Here is an 18,804-nt window from a genome sequence, read left to right on the forward strand (position 1 = left end):
TCCGTTTAGTTTGCATTCAAATGATTTTGATAGAATGCTTTCCATGAAGAACGAAAGCCCCCTCGACCCGCACCAGCGCATCGGTATCCGCCTGGTGGGCCTGGCGCGGCGCTGGCGACAGGCGCTCGATTCCCGGCTGTCGGCGGTCGGTTTGACCGATGCCACCTGGGCGCCGCTGATGCATCTGCACGAACTGGGCAGCGGCATCTCGCAAAGCGATCTCGCCGCCGCGGTCGGCCTCGACGGCTCCAGCCTGGTGCGCCTGCTGGATATCCTGGTCGAACGGGCGCTGATCGAGCGCCGTCCGCACGCGGTCGACCGCCGCGTGAAGGTGGTCCACCTGACCCCCGCCGGTCGACGCACCGTGGCATCGATCCGCAAGCGGCTGCATGCCATCGAATCCGAGTTGCTGGCCGACGTCGACGCGCAGGATGCGCAGGTCGTGCTGCGCGTGTTCGAGCGGATCGAGGTCCGCATCGCCGCCATGAGCTGAGACACCCCATGCACGCACCTCACGACTTCGTCCGCACGCGCCGCGCATCGCTGGGCCGCCTGCTGGCACCGGCGCGCCTGCGCGAGAGCTTCGCGGTCGCGAGGCCGCCCTCGTTGCGCAACGCCGCGGTGGCCGGCATGCAGACCTCCCTGGCGGTGCTGATCGCCGTGGCCGCCACCCACCTGTCGCCATGGGCGCACATGGAAGGCTTTCCCGCGCTGGGTGCCCTGGCGGCGCTCTTCGGGCGCTTCGCACCCGCCGGCCGACGGATGTCCGTCGTGCTGCTCTCGGGCCTGCTCCTTGCCGCGTCGGTCGGCGCGCTGTCGTTGGCCTCGATCGCCGGCGCCACGCCGGCGACGATGCTGATCTGCCTGGCGCTGCTCGCCGGGGTGCTGACCTGGTTGACGAACCACTGGCGGCTCGGCGCCCCCGGCGCAGTGATCTTCGTGTTCGCGGCCTGCGCCGCCGTCGGGCCCATGGATGCGTGGCGAACCGTCGTCGAGCGCGTGCTTTTCACAGCGGCGGGCGCCGCCGTCGCCTGGTGCATCTGCCGTGCGACCGACCGGCTGCGTTCCGACGCGCCAATGGCCGCGGCCCCGGGCAGCGAGCGGCCGCTGCTGCATCAATGGAACGCAGCCGGGCGCATCGCGCTCTGCGCGGCCAGCGCCGCGCTGCTGGCCCTGGCCGCCGGCTGGCCGCATCCCGCGTGGGCGGCGATCGGCGCCACGGCAGTGCTGCAAGGCAGCCACCTGCACATCACGATGCATCGCGCGGTGCAGCGCACCGTCGGCACCGTGATCGGCGCCGCCCTGGCGTCGGGGATTCTCGAGAGCCAGCCAACGTTCTGGCCATTGCTGGCGGCCGTGATCGTGCTGCAGTTCATCACCGAACTGGTGATCGGCTTCAACTATGTCTTCGGCCTGATCTGCGTCACGCCGATGGCCCTGCTCATGACCTCGCTCGCGGCGCCTTCCGTCAGCGGCGGCATGCCGATGGCGCGCGTCCTCGACACCGTGCTCGGCGCCTTGGTGGGCATCGCCTTCGCACTCGTCTTCTCGACGCTCGACGACCGGTCCCACCTGGCCGCGCACCACGAGAACGCACGGGCCGGCTGATCCGAGGATCAGGGCGTGACCGCCACCTTGCTGACCTTGCCGCTCTCGAGAAGACCCGTCAGAGGGCAATCACCACCGGCGCGAGCACCGTGGCCGCCTGCTTGAGGAGTTCGAACTCCTCGTCGGCGAGCGGCAGGCTGCGCATGTCGAAATGGGACAACGTTCCCCACAGGTGGCCGGACACGGGGTCGAGCATGGGCACGCTGTGATAGGAGACCACGATGCCTCTCAGCGCATGGCCGAACAGGCGGGGGTCGGCAAGCGAGTTGTCGGTGCGGAAGGCGGCTTCCCTGACCACATACTGGCAGTAGCTGCGGCTGAACGGAACGACGGCCAGGAACTCAGGCCGGATCCGACCCGCCTTGTCGTGCAGCAGGACGTTGTGGAGCAGCGGCCCGGCAAACCGGTAGACGGCGCTGAAGCGATGCGGCACGCCATCGTTGAGGTACGCGAGCGCCGCACCGGGACCCCGGTCCAACGCCTCCGTCACGGCATCGATAGTGCGCACGCACGTCATCCGCTCATTGTGCTTCAACCACGAGACAGTTGCACCCTCCGCGTCTCCCCAGGCCTAGGGATGCGCGCTGCGCGCTTTGCCTACACACGACGTCATGATTCACCGCCAAAATTGCTGCATTGCAGCAAAGGAGGCCTCAATGCCGAGCAGGAAGAAGACGCCGGCGGAACGCATCTCGGTCACCGACCAGGTCGGGAAGCGGCACGTCGTCGTGAAATATGTCGATCTCGTCGACCCGGGCGCTGCGAGCGTCGAGCGCGAGCGGGTGGAACAGGCCGAAACCGAATACCGGCTCACGACGGGCGCCAGCGTCAACAGGACCGGCGCCGATACCTTCGAGACGGCGGATGGACGCTTGCGGCTGAAGGCGCTGTGAGCGCGCGCGGCGCCAGAAAGAGGAAAGCCCCTGCAAGTCATTGACTCACAAGGGCCTTTATCTGGCGGAGTGGACGGGACTCGAACCCGCGACCCCCGGCGTGACAGGCCGGTATTCTAACCAACTGAACTACCACTCCTGGTAGACAACGTTCACTCCATCAAGGAGCCAAGTGCTGCGACTTGTGCCTGCTTCACCTTGCAGTGAAACTGGCGACCCTACGGGGATTCGAACCCCGGTAGCCACCGTGAAAGGGTGGTGTCCTAGGCCTCTAGACGATAGGGTCAAAACCTTAGGAACCGCGCTGCGATCAGCGCTTGTTTCTTCAAAATCTCCAACTCGACACCATGTTGGTGGAGGTAAGCGGGATCGAACCGCTGACCTCTTGCATGCCATGCAAGCGCTCTCCCAGCTGAGCTATACCCCCCTGGGTGTCGAGCCTCAAATTATAGCCTGAAAATCAGGCCTCCTTCAATCTCTTCAAAATAGTTTCGCGAGAAAAAAGCGCGAGTACCGAATCGAGAGAAGGCGTCTGCGGCGTGCCCATCACGAGCACTCGCACCGGCATGGCTAATGCCGGCATCTTGAGACCTTGCGCAACCAGCACTTCCTTGATGGCTGATGCGATCGCTGCCTTGTCCCAAGCGACGCCCGATAGTTTATCCGCAAGTTCGGCGATTGCCGGGCGCACCGCAGCAGAAATATGCTGTTCGCGATCGGCATCGCTCGGATGCACGTCGGCATAGAACGCAGCAGCCCATCCGGCCAGCGCAACGGTCGTGTCGCACCGGTCCTTGAAGAGGCCGCAGATCGCAGGCAGGCGCTCGTCGGCCGTGATGCCGCGCTTGTGCAACTGGGCAGCCACCAGCGGTGCCAGCGCATCGTCGGCCATCGCCTTCAGGTGCTGTGCGTTGACCCAGCGCAGCTTGGTCTCGTCGAACTGCGCCGCACTGCGGCCCAGGTGGTCGAGGTTGAACCACTCGACGAACTGCGCGCGCGAAAAGATCTCGTCGTCGCCATGGCTCCAGCCCAGGCGCGCGAGGTAGTTCACCATCGCCTCGGGCAGGAAACCCTCGTCGCGGAACTGCGTCACGGGCTTGGCGCCATTGCGCTTGCTCATCTTCTCGCCCTGCTCGTTGAGCACGGTGGGCAGATGCGCATACACCGGCGGCTCCTTGCCGAGCGCGCGGAAGATGTTGATCTGGCGCGGCGTGTTGTTGACGTGGTCGTCGCCGCGGATCACGTGCGTGATCGCCATGTCGATGTCGTCGACGACGACGCAGAAGTTGTAGGTGGGCGTGCCGTCAGGGCGCGCGATCACGAGGTCGTCGAGTTCGTCGTTGCCGATCTCGATGCGGCCCTTGACCTTGTCGTCCCACGCCACCACGCCGCCCTGCGGATTGCGGAAGCGCAGCACCGGCTGCACGCCCTCGGGCACCGGCGGCAAGGTCTTGCCGGGCTCGGGCCGCCAGGTGCCGTCGTAGCGCGGCTTCTCCTTCGCGGCCATCTGCTTCTCGCGCAGCGCGTCGAGTTCGGCCATGCCCATGTAGCAGGGGTAGACCAGGTTCGCGGCCTGCATCTCGGCCAGCACCGCCTTGTAGCGGTCCATGCGCTGCATCTGATAGAACGGGCCCTCGTCGTGATCGAGGCCCAGCCACTGCATGCCTTCGAGGATCACGTCGACGGCGGCTTGGGTCGAACGCTCGACGTCGGTGTCCTCGATGCGCAGGATGAAATCGCCTCCGGTCGAGCGCGCGAAGGCCCACGGGTAGAGGGCCGAGCGGATGTTGCCGAGGTGGATGAATCCGGTCGGGGACGGTGCGAAACGGGTGCGGGTCTTCTGTGTCATGCCAGGGTGCTCAGGCCGCGCAGGAGGTCGGCCTTGATGTCGTCGATATGGTCGAGGCCCACCGCGACGCGGATCAGGCCCTGGCCGATGCCGGCCGCCTGCCGCTGGGCTTCGGTGAGGCGCCCGTGCGAGGTGGTGGCCGGATGGGTGATGGTGGTCTTGGTGTCGCCGAGATTGGCCGTGATGCTGAGCACGCGCGTGCTGTCGATCACGTGGAAGGCGTTGGCACGCGCCGCTTCGGGGCCGTCGCCCTGAACGTCGAAGGACACGACCGCGCCGCCGAGCCCCGACTGCTGGCGCATCGCCAGTTCATGCTGCGGATGCGAGGTCAGGCCCGGGTAGTAGACGCGGGCGATGCCCGGCTGCGTCTCCAGCCATTGGGCCAGCGCCAGCGCACCGGCGCAATGCGCCTGCATGCGGATGCCCAGCGTCTCGAGGCCCTTGAGCACGACCCAGGCGTTGAACGGCGACAGCGCCATGCCGGCGGTGCGCACCACCGGCCCGAACACTTCGTTGATCAGCTTCGACGAACCGCAGATGGCACCGGCCAGCACCCGCCCCTGCCCTTCGAGGTACTTGGTCCCCGAATGGATCACGAGGTCGGCGCCGAGTTCGGTCGGCCGCTGCAGGGCCGGCGAGCAGAAGCAGTTGTCGACCGCCAGCAACGCGCCCGCGCCATGCGCCAGGTCGGCCAGCGCGCGGATGTCGCAGACGTCGGTCAGCGGATTGGTCGGCGTCTCGGCGAACAGCAGCTTGGTGGTCGGGCGGATCGCCGCCTTCCATTCGGCGACATCGGTCTGCGAGACGAAGGTGGTCTCGACGCCGAACTTGCCGAACTCGCGGCCGATCAGGTTCAAGGTGGAGCCGAACACCGAGCGCGAGCACACAACGTGATCGCCGGCACGCAGCAGGCCCATGCACATCATGAGGATCGCGCCCATGCCGCTCGAGGCGCCGATCGCGGCCTCGGTGCCTTCGAGTGCCGCCAGGCGCTGCTCGAAGCTGGCCACGGTCGGGTTCGAGGTGCGGGTGTAGGTGAAGCCTTCCTCGGTGCCGGCGAAGCGGCGCGCCGAGGTCTCGGCGTCGGGCTGCACGAAGCTGCTGGTGAGGAACAGCGCCTCGGAGTTCTCGCCGTACTGGCTGCGCTCGAGCGCGGTGCGCACCGCCAGCGTGTCGCGGTGCAGTCCGGGGGGCAGGGATCGATCGGTCGTCACGGGTTCACTCGGCGAGGTTGGGCAGCGCGAGGCGCGACGAGTCTTCGCCGGTCTCCTCGATGCGCGGCCGGTTGCCGTTCATGCGCGAGATGGCTTCGGTGTCGATATCGCCCGTGACATACACGCCGTCGAAACAGGAGGCATCGAAGCCGTCGAGCTTCGGATTCAGCGAGCCGATGGCGCGCTTCATGGCGTCGACGTCCTGGTAGATCAGCGCGTCGCAGCCGATCAGTTCGCGGATCTGCTCGACCGTGCGGTCGTGCGCGACCAGTTCGTCCTTGGTCGGCATGTCGATCCCGTAGACGTTGGGGTAGCGCACCGGCGGCGCCGCGCTCGCGAGGTAGACCTTGCGGGCACCGGCGTCGCGCGCCATCTGGACGATCTCGCGGCTGGTGGTGCCGCGCACGATCGAGTCGTCGACCAGCAGCACGTTGCGGCCCTTGAACTCGCTGGCGATCACGTTGAGCTTCTGGCGCACCGACTTCTTGCGCACGCCCTGCCCCGGCATGATGAAGGTGCGGCCGACATAGCGGTTCTTGACGAAGCCTTCGCGGTAAGGAACGCCCAGCAGATGCGCCAACTGCGTCGCGCTCGGCCGGCTCGATTCGGGGATCGGAATGATGACGTCGATCTCGCTCGGCGGCACGGTCGAGACCACGCGCTTGGCCAGCGTCTCGCCAAGGTTCAGGCGTGCCTGGTAGACCGAGATGCCGTCGAGCACCGAATCCGGGCGCGCCAGGTAGACGAACTCGAAGATGCAGGGATTGAGCGTCGGCGAGTCGGCGCATTGCTCGGAATGCACCTGGCCCTGCAGGTCGACGAAGACCGCCTCGCCCGGCGCGATGTTGCGCTCGAACACATGGCCCGAGCCCTCTAGCGCGACCGATTCGCTGGCCACCATGACCGTGCCGTCGGCGCCGCGGCCCATGGCCAGCGGCCGGATGCCGTAGGGGTCGCGGAAGGCCAGCAGGCCGTGGCCGGCGATCAGCGCCACCACCGCGTAGGAGCCGCGCAGGCGGCGCTGCGTGTTGCGCACCGCCTCGAACACGGTGGCCGAATTGAGCAGGCCGCCACGGGTGGCGCGGTCGAGTTCGTGCGCCAGCACGTTGAGCAGCACTTCGGAGTCGCTCTCGGTGTTGGTGTGGCGGTGGTCGGTGGAGAACAGCTCGGTGCGCAGCGCGTGGGCGTTGGTCAGGTTGCCGTTGTGCACCAGCACGATGCCGAAGGGCGCGTTGACATAGAAGGGCTGGGCCTCTTCCTCGCTGTAAGCATTGCCCGCGGTCGGGTAGCGCACCTGGCCCAGGCCGACGTCGCCCGGCAGGCCGCGCATGTTGCGGGTGCGGAAGACGTCGCGCACCATGCCCTTGGCCTTGTGCATGAAGAACTTGCGCTCCAGCAGCGTCACGATGCCGGCGGCATCCTGGCCGCGGTGCTGCAGCAGCAGCAAGGCGTCGTAGAGCAGTTGATTGACGGGAGCGTTGCTGACAACGCCGACGATTCCACACATGAAGCGATCCTCTCAGGGCAGGTAGCTTGCCAACTTATCTGGCAAGGCGGGTTTCAGGCCCTGCAATGCCGCATCGAGAACAATGGCGCTGCGCGATCCGTGCCACCAGGCACTGTCGCTCAACGCCAGCAAATGAACAACCACCGCGACGGCGAGCATCGCCACCGCGCCGCGCGCCACGCCGAACACGCCGCCGAGGATCCGGTCCACCGGCCGCAAGCCGATCGCGGCGACCAGCTTGCGCGTGAGCGCCGCCAGCAAGCCGACGCTGAACGCCACGCCGACGAACACCAGCACGAAGCCGGCCGCATAGCGCCAGCTCGCGGCCGGATCGCCGAAGGGCAGCCAGCGCCCGACGTCCTCGGCCAGCCATTGCGCCGCCACGAAGGCCACGACCCAGCCGGCCAGCGAAATCACCTCGAACACCAATCCGCGCACCAAGCCCAGCAGCATCGACACCAGGAGCAGCGCGACGGCGATCCAGTCGAGCGTGGCCACGTCGCTGCGCGAGCCTACAAGCTGAGGACGGCGGCCGACAAAGACAAGCCCTTGACCTTGGCCGCGGCCCGGTCGGCCTCGGCGCGGCTGGCGAAGGGGCCGACACGCACACGCGTGCGTTCGCCATCGGCCGTCTTCGCGACGCTGGTGTAGGTCTTGAGGCCGGATTTTTCGAGCTTCTGGCGCACTTCACGGGCCTTGTCCGCATCGGCGAAAGCGCCGACCTGGACCACGAAGCGGCCGTTGTCGTCGGCGGGCTTGGTGGCCGCGGCGGCGGCCGCCGCCACGGTGGTCGGCTTGCCTTCGAGCAACGCCCGGGCCCGGGCAGCGTCGTCGGCAGCGGCGGCCGGCTTCGGCGCGGCGGGCTTGGACTCGGGTTTCGGCTCAGGCTTGGGCTCGGCTTTGGCTTCAGGCCTCTGCTTGGGTTCGGGCTTCGGGTCCGGCCGGGCCTCGGCCTTGGGGGCCGCCTTGGGCTCCGGCGCGGCTTCGGCGGCCGGCGTCGCGGCAGCCAGCTTGCCCGGCGAGATCTCGCTGCCGTCGGCCGCCTCGGTGATCATGCCGCCGGAGCCCGCAGTGGCGGGCGCGGCGGCGACCGGCTTGTCGGTGCCCGGTGCGGCGGTGGTCGCGGGCGTCGGCAGAGCCAGGGGCTTGACCTTGTTGCGATCGGGAATGTCGATCGGGATGTCGACCGAGATCGGGCGTGGCTGGGTGTCGAACAGCAGCGGGAAACCGACCACGCCGATCAGCACCAGGACGGCCGCGCCCAGCAGCCGGTGGCGTGCCCGGCGGCGCATCGCCTCGATGCTCTCAGCCGGCGCGGCGGCGACGGTGTTTCGCCCTTCGTTGCCTTGAGGACCGCGGGTGCGGAACTTGAAGAACGCCATGAAATTCGTTTTCCTGAGGGGTGCAGCGTGCGGTTGAAACGAGAAGAATCGGAAGCAGGAGGCGCCGGAAATCAGGCTGTTTCAGGAGCCGGGAGCCAGGTGCCTGGCGCCCAGACGGGGTGTTCCGTGCTCGAGCACACCACCCACGGTGAAGAACGATCCGAAGACCACGATTCTATCAGCGGGGTCCGCGCGATCGATGGCCGCCTGCAGCGCCTCCATGGGTGCGCCGTGGACGCTGGCCGAGACGTCGCTGCGCTTGTTCTGGGCCTGCCAGCGCACGATCAGGTCGTCGGCCTTGGCCGCCCGCGCGGTCGGCAGGTCGGTGAAGTACCAGCGGTCGATCATCGGCCCGATGCGCGCGAACATCGGCGCCAGGTCCTTGTCGGCCATGACGCCGAACACCGCGTGGGTGGTCGGATAGAAGCCCATCGCGTCGAGGTTCTCGGCCAGTGCCGCCACCGCATGCGGATTGTGGGCGACGTCGAGCACCAGCGCCGGCTCGCCCGGGACGATCTGGAAGCGGCCCGGCAGCTCGACCATCGCCAGCCCGTTGCGCACCGCCTGGGCTGTGATCGGCAGCCGCTGGCGCAGCGACTCGAGCGCCGCCAGCACCCCGGCCGCGTTGACCAGCTGGTTGGCGCCGCGCAGCGCCGGGTAGGCCAGCCCGCTGTAGCGCCGGCCGCGGCCGCTCCAGCCCCATTGCTGCTGGTCGCCCATCACGTTGAAGTCGCGGCCGACGCGCCAGAGGTCGGCGCCGATCGCCTCGGCATGGTCGACCACGCTCTGCGGCGGCACCGGATCGCTGACGATCGCCGGCCGGCCCGGGCGCATCACGCCGGCCTTCTCGAAGCCGATGGCTTCGCGGTCGTTGCCGAGGAATTCCATGTGGTCGAGGTCGATGCTGGTGATGACCGCGCAGTCGGCATCGACGATGTTGACCGCGTCGAGCCGCCCGCCGAGCCCCACCTCGAGGATCGCGACGTCGGGCTTGCTGGCAGCGATGCACAGCAGGATCGCCAGCGTGGTGAATTCGAAGTAGGTCAGCGCGACGTCGCCCCGGCCTTGCTCCACCTGCTCGAAGAACGGCGCCAGCACGCCGGCGTCGACCGCTTCGCCGACCTGCCGCAGCCGCTCTTCGAAACGCACCAGGTGCGGCGAGGTGAACACCGCGGTGCGGTAGCCGGCATGGGTCAGGATCGACTCGAGCATGGCGCAGGTCGAGCCCTTGCCGTTGGTGCCGGCCACGGTGATGACCGGGCAGTCGAAGGCCAGGCCCAGGCGCTGCGCGACCGCGCGGACCCGGTCGAGGCCGAGCTCGATGTTCTTGGGATGCAGGCGCTCGGCGTGCGCCAACCAGTCTTCTAGGGTTTTCATGGAGCCCGGAATTGTCGCCGACCGGCGCCGCGGGCATCATCGCCGCATGACAACCCTCTACGGCATCCCGAATTGCGACACCGTCAAGCGCGCCCGCGCCTGGCTCGACGACCATGGCATCGCCTACGATTTCCACGACTTCAAGAAGGCCGGCGTGCCCGAGGCCGAGCTCGACCGCTGGCTGGCCGCACCGGGCTGGGAGGCGCTGGTCAACCGCCGCGGCACCACCTGGCGGCGGCTGGACGACGCCACCCGCGCCGCGGTGGTCGATGCCGCGTCGGCCCGCGCGGTGCTGCTGGCCAACCCGAGCCTGATCAAGCGGCCGGTGGTCAACTGGGGATCGGGGCGAGACGTTACAACTGGATTCGACGCCGCCCAGTGGAAAAGCCACGCTTTGTAAAGGGTTGGAACCGCCGAGGCCCGAACGCCTCCAACGTTTTGGCGAGGGCGCCCCGCCCCCCGGGAATCCAGGAGATTTGACATGAACAAGACAAGCGCACGCACCGCAACCGCCCTGTCGCTGCTGGCCGCGCTGGCCGGCTTCGGCACGCTGGCCCAGGCCGAACAGGTGCAGGCACGGGTGATCACGAGCTCGCCGGTGACCGAATCGAACGGCGTCATCCGCTACAACGTGACCTACGAATACGCAGGCCGCCAGTACAACACCCGGGTCAGCAACCCGCCAGGTGCCAGCATCTGGGTCGATTCGAGCGCCTACGGCGTCGCCACCCCTTCGCCGGTGGCGCCGCAGCCGCAGATGGCGGCCGGTCCGGTCGAGGCGCCCCAGCAGTACGGGCAGCAGCAGTACGGGCAACAGCAGCAACAGCAACCGCAGGACTGGAGCAACGTCGTGCCCGAGCCGGGCCTGGTGGTGTCGGGCGGCGGCGCGCCCGCCCCGGCCCCGCTCTACGCCCAGGGAGCCCCGGTGTATGCGCCGGCACCGGTCTACGTGCAGCCGGCACCGGTGTACTACCCGGCCCCGGCCTACTACCCGGCACCCGCCTACGCCTACCCGCCGATCGGCATCTCGCTGGGTTTCGGCTACTCGCGGGGCTGGGGCGGCCGCTGGCGCTGATCCCTGACTTGGGCCGGAAGGCCGGCCGGCAAGCCTAAAATCAACGGCTTTGCCAACCCAACCGGGCGCGTTTCCTCAGAACGCGCCTTTTGCTTGCCGCGACGCAGGCAATGCCAGGCCCTTCTACCCATGAGCACTACCGAATCCCTCCTGAGCGCCACGGTCTCGACCAAGGCCAACGTGTACTTCGACGGCAAATGCGTGAGCCACAACCTCACGCTGGCCGACGGCAGCAAGAAGTCGGTCGGCGTGATCCTGCCGTCGACCCTGACCTTCAACACCGGCGCGCCCGAAACCATGGAAGGTGCCGGCGGCCAGTGCGAGTACCTGCTTGCGGGCAGCACCGAATGGGTGGCCTCGGGCGCCGGCCAGAAGTTCAGCGTGCCAGGCAACTCCAGCTTCCAGATCCGCGTCAGCGGCGAGCCCTACAGCTACATCTGCCACTTCGGCTGAACGGAATCCAGCGCATGTCTTCCACCATTCTCCAGAACGTTCCCGCCGGCCAGAAGGTCGGCATCGCCTTCTCCGGCGGCCTCGACACCAGCGCCGCGCTGCACTGGATGCGCAACAAGGGCGCGATTCCCTACGCCTACACCGCCAACCTGGGCCAGCCCGACGAGCCCGACTACGACGAGATTCCGCGCAAGGCGATGCTCTATGGCGCCGAGAAGGCGCGCCTGGTCGACTGCCGCACCCAGCTGGCCGCCGAAGGCATCGCCGCCCTGCAGGCCGGCGCCTTCCACGTCACGACGGCCGGCCTGACCTACTTCAACACCACGCCGCTGGGCCGTGCGGTCACCGGCACCATGCTGGTGTCGGCCATGAAGGAAGATGACGTCCACATCTGGGGCGACGGCAGCACCTTCAAGGGCAACGACATCGAGCGCTTCTACCGCTACGGCCTCTTGACCAACCCGGCGCTGAAGATCTACAAGCCCTGGCTCGACCAGACCTTCATCGACGAGCTCGGCGGCCGCAAGGAGATGTCGGAGTTCATGCAGAAGGCCGGCTTCGCCTACAAGATGTCGACCGAGAAGGCCTATTCGACCGACTCGAACATGCTGGGCGCCACGCACGAGGCCAAAGACCTCGAGTTCCTGAACAGCGGCATGAAGATCGTGCAGCCGATCATGGGCGTCGCCTTCTGGAAGGACGAAGTGGAAGTCAAGCGCGAAGAGGTCCGCATCCGCTTCGAGGAAGGCCGTCCGGTCGCCCTCAACGGCGTCGAGTACGCCAGCCTGGTCGACCTGCTGCTCGAAGCCAACCGCATCGGCGGCCGCCACGGCCTGGGCATGAGCGACCAGATCGAGAACCGCATCATCGAGGCCAAGAGCCGCGGCATCTACGAGGCGCCCGGCCTGGCGCTGCTGTTCATCGCCTACGAGCGGCTGGTGACCGGCATCCACAACGAGGACACGATCGAGCAGTACCGCGACCACGGCCGCCGCCTCGGCCGCCTGCTCTACCAGGGCCGCTGGTTCGACCCGCAGGCCATCATGCTGCGCGAGACCGCCCAGCGCTGGGTGGCGCGCGCGGTCACGGGCGAGGTCACGGTCGAGCTGCGCCGCGGCAACGACTACTCGATCCTCGACACCGTGAGCCCCAACCTGACCTACGCGCCCGAGCGCCTGTCGATGGAAAAGGTCGAGGACGCGCCGTTCAGCCCGCTGGACCGCATCGGCCAGCTGACGATGCGCAACCTGGACATCGTCGACACCCGCGCCAAGCTGGCGATCTACACGCAGACCGGCCTGCTGTCGTCGACGCAGGGTGCGTCGCTGCCCCAACTCAAGAACGACGAAACGAAGTGAGTCGGGCCGTCGTGGTCGTCAGACCACGACCGGTTCCGGTTCCAGCCGGATGCCGAAACGCTCGTAGACGCTGGTCTGGATCGCCTTGGCCAGCGTCATCACCTCGCCGCCGGTCACCGGGTTGGCGCTGCCGCCGCGGTTGACCAGCACCAGCGCCTGGCGCTCGTAGACGCCGGCGTTGCCGACCGACTTGCCCTTCCAGCCGCAGGCATCGATCAGCCAGCCGGCCGCCAGCTTGATGCTGCCGTCGGCCATCGGGTAGTGCACGATCTTCGGGTCGCGGGCGATGATGTCGGCGCACTGCTCCGGCGTCACGGTCGGGTTCTTGAAGAAACTGCCGGCATTGCCGAGCACCCGCCAGTCGGGCAGCTTGGCGCGGCGGATGGCGCAGATCCAGTCGAAGACCTCGATCGGCTCGGGCTGGAAATTGCCGGTCTCGTCCATCTTTCGCTCGAGGTCCAGATAGCCCAGCACCGGCTTCCAGGGCCTGGGCAGCCGGAAGCGCACCCGCGTAATCAGCGCCCGGCCCGCCAGCCCGAAATCGTTGCCGCCGCTGGCCGCGTGCTTGAACACCGAATCGCGGTAGCCGAAGGCGCACTGCGCCGCATCGAGCGTGAAGACGCGGCCGGTCTGCAGGTCGATGGCGTCGAGCGACTCGAAGCGGTCTTGCAGCTCGACCCCGTAGGCGCCGATGTTCTGCACCGGCGAGCCGCCGACCGTGCCGGGGATCAGGGCCAGGTTCTCGAGCCCGGGGAAGCCCTGCTCGAGCGTCCAGCGCACCGTGTCGTGCCAGACCTCGCCGGCGCCGGCCTCGACGATCCAGGCCCGGGGCGTCTCGTCGACCAGCCGCAGGCCCTTGATCTCGACCTTCAGGACCAGCGGCTTGACGTCGCCGGTCAGCACGATGTTGCTGCCGCCGCCGAGCACGAACTTGGGCGCGTCGCGCCACTGCGCGTCGGCCAGCAGCGCCGCGACGTCGGCCTCGCCGCTGATGCGCGCCAGGTGCTGGGCGCGCGCGACGATGCCGAAGCTGTTGTGCTGCTGCAGCGGTACGTTGTGCTCCACGATCATGGGAGAATTGTCGCATTCGCACACCGCGCGAACTCGTGCGCGGTCCCCTTTCCTTCTTTTTTGTTGCTGCCGGAGCCTTTCATCCATGCCGTCCTTCGACACCGTTTGTGAACCCAACTTGCCCGAGGTCAAGAATGCGGTCGAGAACACCGCGAAAGAGATCGGCACGCGCTTCGACTTCAAGGGCACCGCCGCCTCGGTCGAGCTCAAGGACAAGGAAATCACCATGATCGGCGACGCCGAGTTCCAGCTGGTGCAGGTCGAAGACATCCTGCGCGCCAAGCTGACCAAGCGCAGCGTCGACGTCCGCTTCCTCGACAAGGGCGACGTCCAGAAGATCGGCGGCGACAAGGTCAAGCAGGTCATCAAGGTCAAGAGCGGCATCGAGACCGAGACCTCCAAGAAGATCCAGCGCCTGATCAAGGACAGCAAGCTCAAGGTGCAGGCCTCGATCCAGGGCGACGCGGTGCGCGTCACGGGCGCCAAGCGCGACGACCTGCAGGCCGCGATGGCACTGATCAAGAAGGACGTGCCCGACATGCCGCTCAGCTTCAACAACTTCAGAGACTGATCCCCTCCCATGAAAAAGCCGCTGCTCGCACTCCTGTTCGCGGCAGCCTGCGCCCTGGCGCAGGCCCAGTCGGTCACGCTGACCGGCACCATCGGCAGCCGCGCGATCCTGATCGTGAACGGCGGCGCACCGAAGACGCTGGCCATCGGCGAGAGCTTCCAGGGCGTCAAGCTGGTCTCGCTGCAGGGCGAGCAGGCCACGGTCGAGGCCGAGGGCAAGCGGGTCGGGCTGCGCATGGACACGCCGGTGAGCATCGGCGGCGGCGGGCCTGCGGGCGGCGGCGGCACCCGCATCGTGCTGCCGGCGTCGAGCGGCGGGCACTTCATGGCCCAGGGCGCCATCAACGGCCGGTCCGTCAACTTCATGCTCGACACCGGCGCCACCACCATCGCGCTGTCGGCCGCCGACGCGCAGCGCATCGGGCTCGATTTCAGCAAGGGCCAGCCGGTGCGCATGAACACGGCCAACGGCATGTCGCAGGGCTATCGGGTGAAGCTCGGTTCGGTCCGGGTCGGCGACGTCGAGGTCTACGACGTCGACGCCATCGTCTCGCCGGAGCCCATGCCCTACATCCTGCTCGGCAACAGCTTCATCAGCCGCTTCTCGATGCGGCGCGATGCCGACCAGATGGTGCTGGAAAAGCGGTTCTGACTCAGGCTGCCGCAGCCGTGACGACGATCTCGATCTTGTAGCCCTGCTTGGCCATCGCGGCCTGCACGGTCGCGCGCGGCGGCGTGTTTCCGGCCGGGATCCAGGCGTCCCAGACTTCGTTCATCGCGACGATGTCGGTGATGTCCGAAAGAAAGATCTGCACCATCAGGAGACGCGATTTGTCGCTGCCGGCCTCGGCCAGCAGGCGGTCGACCATCGCCAGCACCTGCGCGGTCTGGCCGCGGATGTCCTGCGACAGGTCGTCGGCCACCTGGCCGGCGAGGTAGACCGTGCCGTTGTGGACCGCGGTCTCGCTGAGGCGCGGACCGACGTGAAAGCGCTGGAGGGTGGCCATGGGATGTGTCCTTGTTGGTTGCTATGTTTTCTTCGAACCGAGTCTGGACTCGGTACCGGCCGCCAGTCGGCGGATGTTCTCCCGGTGGCGCCAGACCAGCAGCAGGCTGATCGACACCAGCACCAGCAGCACCGCGAGGTCGAGCGGCCAGGCGATCTGGCCGCCGATGAGGTAGTAGGCCGGCGCGAAGAACGCGGCCACGATGGAAGCCAGCGACGAGTAGCGGAAGAAGACCGCGATGATCAGCCAGGTGACGCCGGTCGCCAGGCCCAGCAGCGGCTCGATGCCGACCAACGCACCGGCGGCGGTCGCCACCCCCTTGCCGCCCTGGAAACCGAAGAACACCGGATAGAGGTGGCCCAGGAAGGCCGCCAGGCCGGCCACCGCGGCGGTGCCCGCGCCCAGGCCCAGGGCGGCGCCGAAGTGGTGGATCAGGAACACCGGCAGCCAGCCCTTGAGCGCGTCGAGCAGCAGGGTCGCGAGCGCGGCGCCCTTGTTGCCCGAGCGCAGCACGTTGGTCGCACCCGGGTTCTTGCTGCCATAGCTGCGCGGATCGGCCATGCCGAGCGACTTGCTGACGATCACGGCAAACGAGAGCGAGCCGACCAGGTAGGACAGGACGATCGCGATCAACGAGGGGATGTAGGAACTCACGGTTTCTCCGGGCGCCTCCGTTCGAGGCAGCCGGCTATTCTGCCAGCGCGCACTGCACCGGCTGGGCGCCGAGCAACTGGAGGCACACCTGCGGGTCGATGCCCACGAGATAGCCGCGCCGTCCGCCGTTGATCGCGATGCGCGGCAAGTCGAGGATGGTCGACTCGATGTAGACCGGCATCGCGCGCCGCGTGCCGAAGGGCGAGGTGCCGCCGACCAGGTAGCCGCTGTGGCGGTTCGCGACCTCGGGCTTGCAGGGCTCGATCGATTTGGCGCCGATCTGGCGCGCCAGGTTCTTGGTCGACACCGTGCGGTTGCCGTGCATCAGCACGATCAGCGGCTTGGCGTCCTGGTCCTGCATGACCAGCGTCTTGACCACCGTGAAGGGGTCGAGGCCGAGCACCTCGGCACTGTGCTGTGCGCCGCCATGCTCGAGGTACTCGTAGGGGTGCTCGCTGAAGGCGATGCCGTTCGCCCGCAGCAGCTGGGTGGCGGGGGTTTCGGAGACGTGGGGTTTTTTGGCCACGGGTCACTCTAGTCAGTTGAGGACAGAGCAAAAACTGCTGCGCAGTTTGTTGGTCTGTCCCGCAAGGTCTCAGCAGGTCGAGGACAGAGCAAAAACTGCTGCGCAGTTTCTTGGTCTGTCCCGCAAGGTCTCAGGAAGCAGGATCCCGCATTTCCCACCGAATCTTGTCGATCTCGGCCAGCAGCTCCGGCGACAGCGTGGTGCCCCAGGCGTCCAGGTCTTCGTTCAGCTGGGCCACCGACGTGACGCCGATGATGGTGCTCGCGACCTGCCATTTGGTGTAGCAGAAGGCCAGTGCCATCTGCACGGGCGTCAGGCTGTGGTCGCGGGCCAGCGCGTTGTAGCGACGCGCCGCCTTCAGCGCATCGGGACGGCCCCAGCGCTGCTTGCGCACCGATTCGTAGCTCGAGATGCGGGCGCCCCTGGGCGCGTCCGGTCCCTCGGTGCCGCCCAGGTCGTACTTGCCGGTCAGGAGGCCGAAGGCCAGCGGCGAATAGGCCAGCAGCGACACGCCCAGGCGGTGCATGGTCTCGTCGAGCCCGTTCTCGGCCGCGCGGCTGATCAGGCAGTAGACGTTCTGCACAGTCGCCACGCGCGGCAGGCCGTGCTGTTCGGCCAGGCGCACGAATTCGTGCACGCCATAGGGCGTCTCGTTCGACAGGCCGATCGCGCGCACCTTGCCGGCCTTGACCAGCTTGCCCAGCGCTTCGAGCTGGTCGTGGATCGGGGTGGTCGAGGTCTCCCGCTTCGGGTCGTAGTAGAGCTGGCCGAAGGCCGGCACATGGCGCTCGGGCCAGTGGATCTGGTAGAGGTCGATGACGTCGGTCTTCAGGCGCTTGAGGCTGGCTTCGCAGGAGGCGGCGATGTCGGCCGGCGTCATGCCGCTGCCCTCGCGCACCCACGGCATGCCACGCGACGGGCCCGCGACCTTGGTCGCCAGCACGAGTTTCTGGCGCGCTCCCGGGTTTTTCTCGAACCAGTTCCCGATGATGGTTTCGGTGGCGCCGAAGGTCTCCTTGCGCGCCGGCACCGCGTACATCTCGGCGGTATCGATGAAGTCGACGCCGCGTTCCAGGGAACGATCGAGGATCGCGTGGGCGGTGGGCTCGTCCACCTGCTCGCCGAAGGTCATGGTGCCGAGGCAGATCGGCGTGACATGGAGGTCGCTCTGACCGAGTTGGATTTTTTGCATGGCCGAAATGCTACAGGGTGGATGCAACGCCTGTCTTGCAGTCGACTGCGCCGCCCGCCCGGGGTCCTTATCATCGGATTCGATGTACCAAGCCCTCCGCCCCTCCCGCAGCGAATTCGTCCCGGTCCGCCACCTGAGCTACCACGTGCGCCTGTGGGGCCGGCCATCGGCCGACCGGCCGCCGCTGGTCATGATGCACGGCTGGATGGACGTCGCGGCCTCCTGGCAGTTCGTGGTCGACGCGCTGGCCGAAGACCGCTTCGTGGTGGCCGCCGACTGGCGCGGCTTCGGACTCACCGACGGCGGGACGGTCGACAACTACTGGATGCCGGACTACCTGGCCGATCTCGACTGGCTGCTGGACCACTACGCCGGCGACACCCCGGTCGACCTGGTCGGCCACAGCATGGGCGGCAACGCGGTCATGCAGTACGCCGGCGTCCGGCCGCAGCGCGTGCGTCGGCTGGTCAACCTCGAAGGCTTCGGCATGCCGGTCCTGAAGCCCGAGCAGGCGCCCGAGCGCTTCGGCAAGTGGATCGACGAGATCAAGCGCCTGCACCGCGGCGAAATGGCGCTGGCCGCCTACCCGGCGGTCGACGGCGTGGCGCGCCGGCTCATGAAGACCAACCCGCGCCTCAGCCAGGACAAGGCCGACTGGCTGGCCGCCCATTGGTCGGCGGCGCGGCCGACCGCCGAGGGCGAGCAGCGCTGGGAGATCCTCGGCGACCCGGCCCACAAGATCATCAACGCCAACCTGTTCCGGGTCGACGAGATGCTGGCGCTGTACGCCGCCATCCGGGCCCCGCTGCTGGCGGTCGAGGCGTCGGACGACAGCCTGGGCCGATGGTGGAAGGGCCGCTACACGCTCGACGAGTACCACGAGCGCCTGAAAAGCGTGCCCGACGCCCGCATCGCGCGGGTCGAGGACGCCGGCCACATGCTGCACCACGACCAGCCCGCCGCCGTGGCCCGCCTGATCGAAGAATTCACCGCCGCCTGAGCGCGCTCCCCCTGCCCCGGACCCGGCCATGCCGGGCATGAGAAAATACGCGGTTTCCCCCGAACACC

At 67.8% G+C, this 18,804-nt stretch carries 22 protein-coding genes and 3 tRNA genes; 10 read left to right on the forward strand and 15 right to left on the reverse strand.

Annotated elements, in window-relative coordinates; all coding sequences use genetic code 11:
• Positions 1-43 precede the first annotated feature (43 nt).
• Both AC1DF3_RS27865 and AC1DF3_RS27870 read left to right on the forward strand, forming a co-directional pair.
• A complete protein-coding gene (locus AC1DF3_RS27865; protein WP_478141537.1) occupies positions 44-493 on the forward strand; it encodes a MarR family winged helix-turn-helix transcriptional regulator in 450 nt (149 codons plus the stop codon).
• Between the two features lie 8 nt (positions 494-501).
• Positions 502-1,608: an FUSC family protein gene (locus AC1DF3_RS27870; protein ID WP_478141538.1), complete on the forward strand. Its 1,107-nt coding sequence runs from the start codon at positions 502-504 to the stop codon at positions 1,606-1,608.
• Between the two features lie 58 nt (positions 1,609-1,666).
• On the opposite strand, the gene AC1DF3_RS27875 is transcribed toward AC1DF3_RS27870, so the two are convergent.
• The gene (locus tag AC1DF3_RS27875; RefSeq protein WP_286536421.1) at positions 1,667-2,116 is read right to left on the reverse strand and encodes a GAF domain-containing protein; all 450 of its coding nucleotides are present in this window, start codon (positions 2,114-2,116) and stop codon (positions 1,667-1,669) included.
• Positions 2,117-2,264: 148 nt separating this feature from the next.
• On the opposite strand from AC1DF3_RS27875, the gene AC1DF3_RS27880 reads away from it, so the two are divergent.
• Complete coding sequence (locus AC1DF3_RS27880; protein ID WP_286536420.1) at positions 2,265-2,501, forward strand: hypothetical protein; 237 nt, start codon at positions 2,265-2,267, stop codon at positions 2,499-2,501.
• Between the two features lie 62 nt (positions 2,502-2,563).
• Here the strand turns inward: AC1DF3_RS27880 and AC1DF3_RS27885 are convergent.
• The 9 genes from AC1DF3_RS27885 to folC all read right to left on the reverse strand — a co-directional run bounded on the left by AC1DF3_RS27885 (position 2,564) and on the right by folC (position 9,842).
• Positions 2,564-2,640, reverse strand: a tRNA-Asp gene (locus AC1DF3_RS27885).
• A 71-nt stretch (positions 2,641-2,711) separates the two neighbouring features.
• Positions 2,712-2,787, reverse strand: a tRNA-Glu gene (locus tag AC1DF3_RS27890).
• A 65-nt stretch (positions 2,788-2,852) separates the two neighbouring features.
• Positions 2,853-2,928, reverse strand: a tRNA-Ala gene (locus AC1DF3_RS27895).
• Between the two features lie 33 nt (positions 2,929-2,961).
• The gene (gene gltX / locus AC1DF3_RS27900; RefSeq protein ID WP_286536419.1) at positions 2,962-4,350 is read right to left on the reverse strand and encodes a glutamate--tRNA ligase; all 1,389 of its coding nucleotides are present in this window, start codon (positions 4,348-4,350) and stop codon (positions 2,962-2,964) included.
• Positions 4,347-5,564 (reverse strand): O-succinylhomoserine sulfhydrylase, encoded by a 1,218-nt coding sequence (locus AC1DF3_RS27905; RefSeq protein ID WP_286536418.1) that lies wholly within the window; start codon positions 5,562-5,564, stop codon positions 4,347-4,349. The genes gltX and AC1DF3_RS27905 overlap by 4 nt, the downstream gene beginning before the upstream one ends.
• Positions 5,565-5,568: 4 nt before the next feature.
• Positions 5,569-7,071, reverse strand: a complete 1,503-nt coding sequence (gene purF / locus AC1DF3_RS27910; RefSeq protein ID WP_286536416.1) for an amidophosphoribosyltransferase — start codon at positions 7,069-7,071, stop codon at positions 5,569-5,571.
• Between the two features lie 12 nt (positions 7,072-7,083).
• Positions 7,084-7,569 carry a CvpA family protein gene (locus AC1DF3_RS27915; RefSeq protein WP_286527134.1) on the reverse strand — a complete coding sequence of 162 codons (486 nt, stop codon included), beginning with the start codon at positions 7,567-7,569 and terminating at the stop codon, positions 7,084-7,086.
• A 14-nt stretch (positions 7,570-7,583) separates the two neighbouring features.
• The gene (locus tag AC1DF3_RS27920; protein WP_286536415.1) at positions 7,584-8,453 is read right to left on the reverse strand and encodes an SPOR domain-containing protein; all 870 of its coding nucleotides are present in this window, start codon (positions 8,451-8,453) and stop codon (positions 7,584-7,586) included.
• Positions 8,454-8,534: 81 nt separating this feature from the next.
• A complete protein-coding gene (gene folC / locus AC1DF3_RS27925) occupies positions 8,535-9,842 on the reverse strand; it encodes a bifunctional tetrahydrofolate synthase/dihydrofolate synthase (protein WP_478141550.1) in 1,308 nt (435 codons plus the stop codon).
• Between the two features lie 34 nt (positions 9,843-9,876).
• Between folC and AC1DF3_RS27930 the strand changes: the two genes are divergently transcribed.
• The 4 genes from AC1DF3_RS27930 (at position 9,877) to argG (ending at position 12,716) form a co-directional block, all read left to right on the forward strand.
• Positions 9,877-10,230, forward strand: coding sequence for an ArsC family reductase (locus tag AC1DF3_RS27930; protein ID WP_286536414.1), 354 nt, complete (start codon positions 9,877-9,879; stop codon positions 10,228-10,230).
• Between the two features lie 81 nt (positions 10,231-10,311).
• A complete protein-coding gene (locus AC1DF3_RS27935; RefSeq protein WP_301815183.1) occupies positions 10,312-10,905 on the forward strand; it encodes a hypothetical protein in 594 nt (197 codons plus the stop codon).
• 129 nt (positions 10,906-11,034) lie between these two features.
• Positions 11,035-11,358 (forward strand): pyrimidine/purine nucleoside phosphorylase, encoded by a 324-nt coding sequence (gene ppnP / locus AC1DF3_RS27940; protein ID WP_286527130.1) that lies wholly within the window; start codon positions 11,035-11,037, stop codon positions 11,356-11,358.
• Positions 11,359-11,372: 14 nt separating this feature from the next.
• Positions 11,373-12,716, forward strand: a complete 1,344-nt coding sequence (gene argG / locus AC1DF3_RS27945) for an argininosuccinate synthase (RefSeq protein ID WP_286527128.1) — start codon at positions 11,373-11,375, stop codon at positions 12,714-12,716.
• 18 nt (positions 12,717-12,734) lie between these two features.
• Here the strand turns inward: argG and murB are convergent, their stop codons facing one another.
• Positions 12,735-13,787 (reverse strand): UDP-N-acetylmuramate dehydrogenase, encoded by a 1,053-nt coding sequence (gene murB / locus AC1DF3_RS27950; protein WP_286536412.1) that lies wholly within the window; start codon positions 13,785-13,787, stop codon positions 12,735-12,737.
• An 85-nt stretch (positions 13,788-13,872) separates the two neighbouring features.
• Here murB and AC1DF3_RS27955 point away from each other — a divergent pair, with 85 nt between their 5' ends.
• Together AC1DF3_RS27955 and AC1DF3_RS27960 are read left to right on the forward strand one after the other, a co-directional pair.
• The gene (locus AC1DF3_RS27955; RefSeq protein ID WP_286503767.1) at positions 13,873-14,358 is read left to right on the forward strand and encodes a YajQ family cyclic di-GMP-binding protein; all 486 of its coding nucleotides are present in this window, start codon (positions 13,873-13,875) and stop codon (positions 14,356-14,358) included.
• A gap of 9 nt (positions 14,359-14,367) precedes the next feature.
• A complete protein-coding gene (locus AC1DF3_RS27960; protein WP_478141539.1) occupies positions 14,368-15,009 on the forward strand; it encodes a retropepsin-like aspartic protease family protein in 642 nt (213 codons plus the stop codon).
• Between the two features lies 1 nt (position 15,010).
• On the opposite strand, the gene AC1DF3_RS27965 is transcribed toward AC1DF3_RS27960, so the two are convergent.
• The 4 genes from AC1DF3_RS27965 to AC1DF3_RS27980 form a co-directional block, all read right to left on the reverse strand.
• Positions 15,011-15,364, reverse strand: a complete 354-nt coding sequence (locus tag AC1DF3_RS27965) for a RidA family protein (protein ID WP_478141540.1) — start codon at positions 15,362-15,364, stop codon at positions 15,011-15,013.
• A 21-nt stretch (positions 15,365-15,385) separates the two neighbouring features.
• Positions 15,386-16,018 (reverse strand): glycerol-3-phosphate 1-O-acyltransferase PlsY, encoded by a 633-nt coding sequence (gene plsY / locus AC1DF3_RS27970; RefSeq protein WP_286536408.1) that lies wholly within the window; start codon positions 16,016-16,018, stop codon positions 15,386-15,388.
• Between the two features lie 34 nt (positions 16,019-16,052).
• Positions 16,053-16,544 (reverse strand): aminoacyl-tRNA deacylase, encoded by a 492-nt coding sequence (locus AC1DF3_RS27975; RefSeq protein ID WP_478141541.1) that lies wholly within the window; start codon positions 16,542-16,544, stop codon positions 16,053-16,055.
• A gap of 130 nt (positions 16,545-16,674) precedes the next feature.
• Positions 16,675-17,736 (reverse strand): aldo/keto reductase, encoded by a 1,062-nt coding sequence (locus tag AC1DF3_RS27980; protein ID WP_478141542.1) that lies wholly within the window; start codon positions 17,734-17,736, stop codon positions 16,675-16,677.
• A gap of 82 nt (positions 17,737-17,818) precedes the next feature.
• Between AC1DF3_RS27980 and AC1DF3_RS27985 the strand changes: the two genes are divergently transcribed.
• Complete coding sequence (locus AC1DF3_RS27985; protein WP_286536403.1) at positions 17,819-18,736, forward strand: alpha/beta fold hydrolase; 918 nt, start codon at positions 17,819-17,821, stop codon at positions 18,734-18,736.
• The last annotated feature ends 68 nt before the right edge of the window (positions 18,737-18,804 follow it).

This window comes from Variovorax sp. 10N432 (assembly GCF_056394465.1).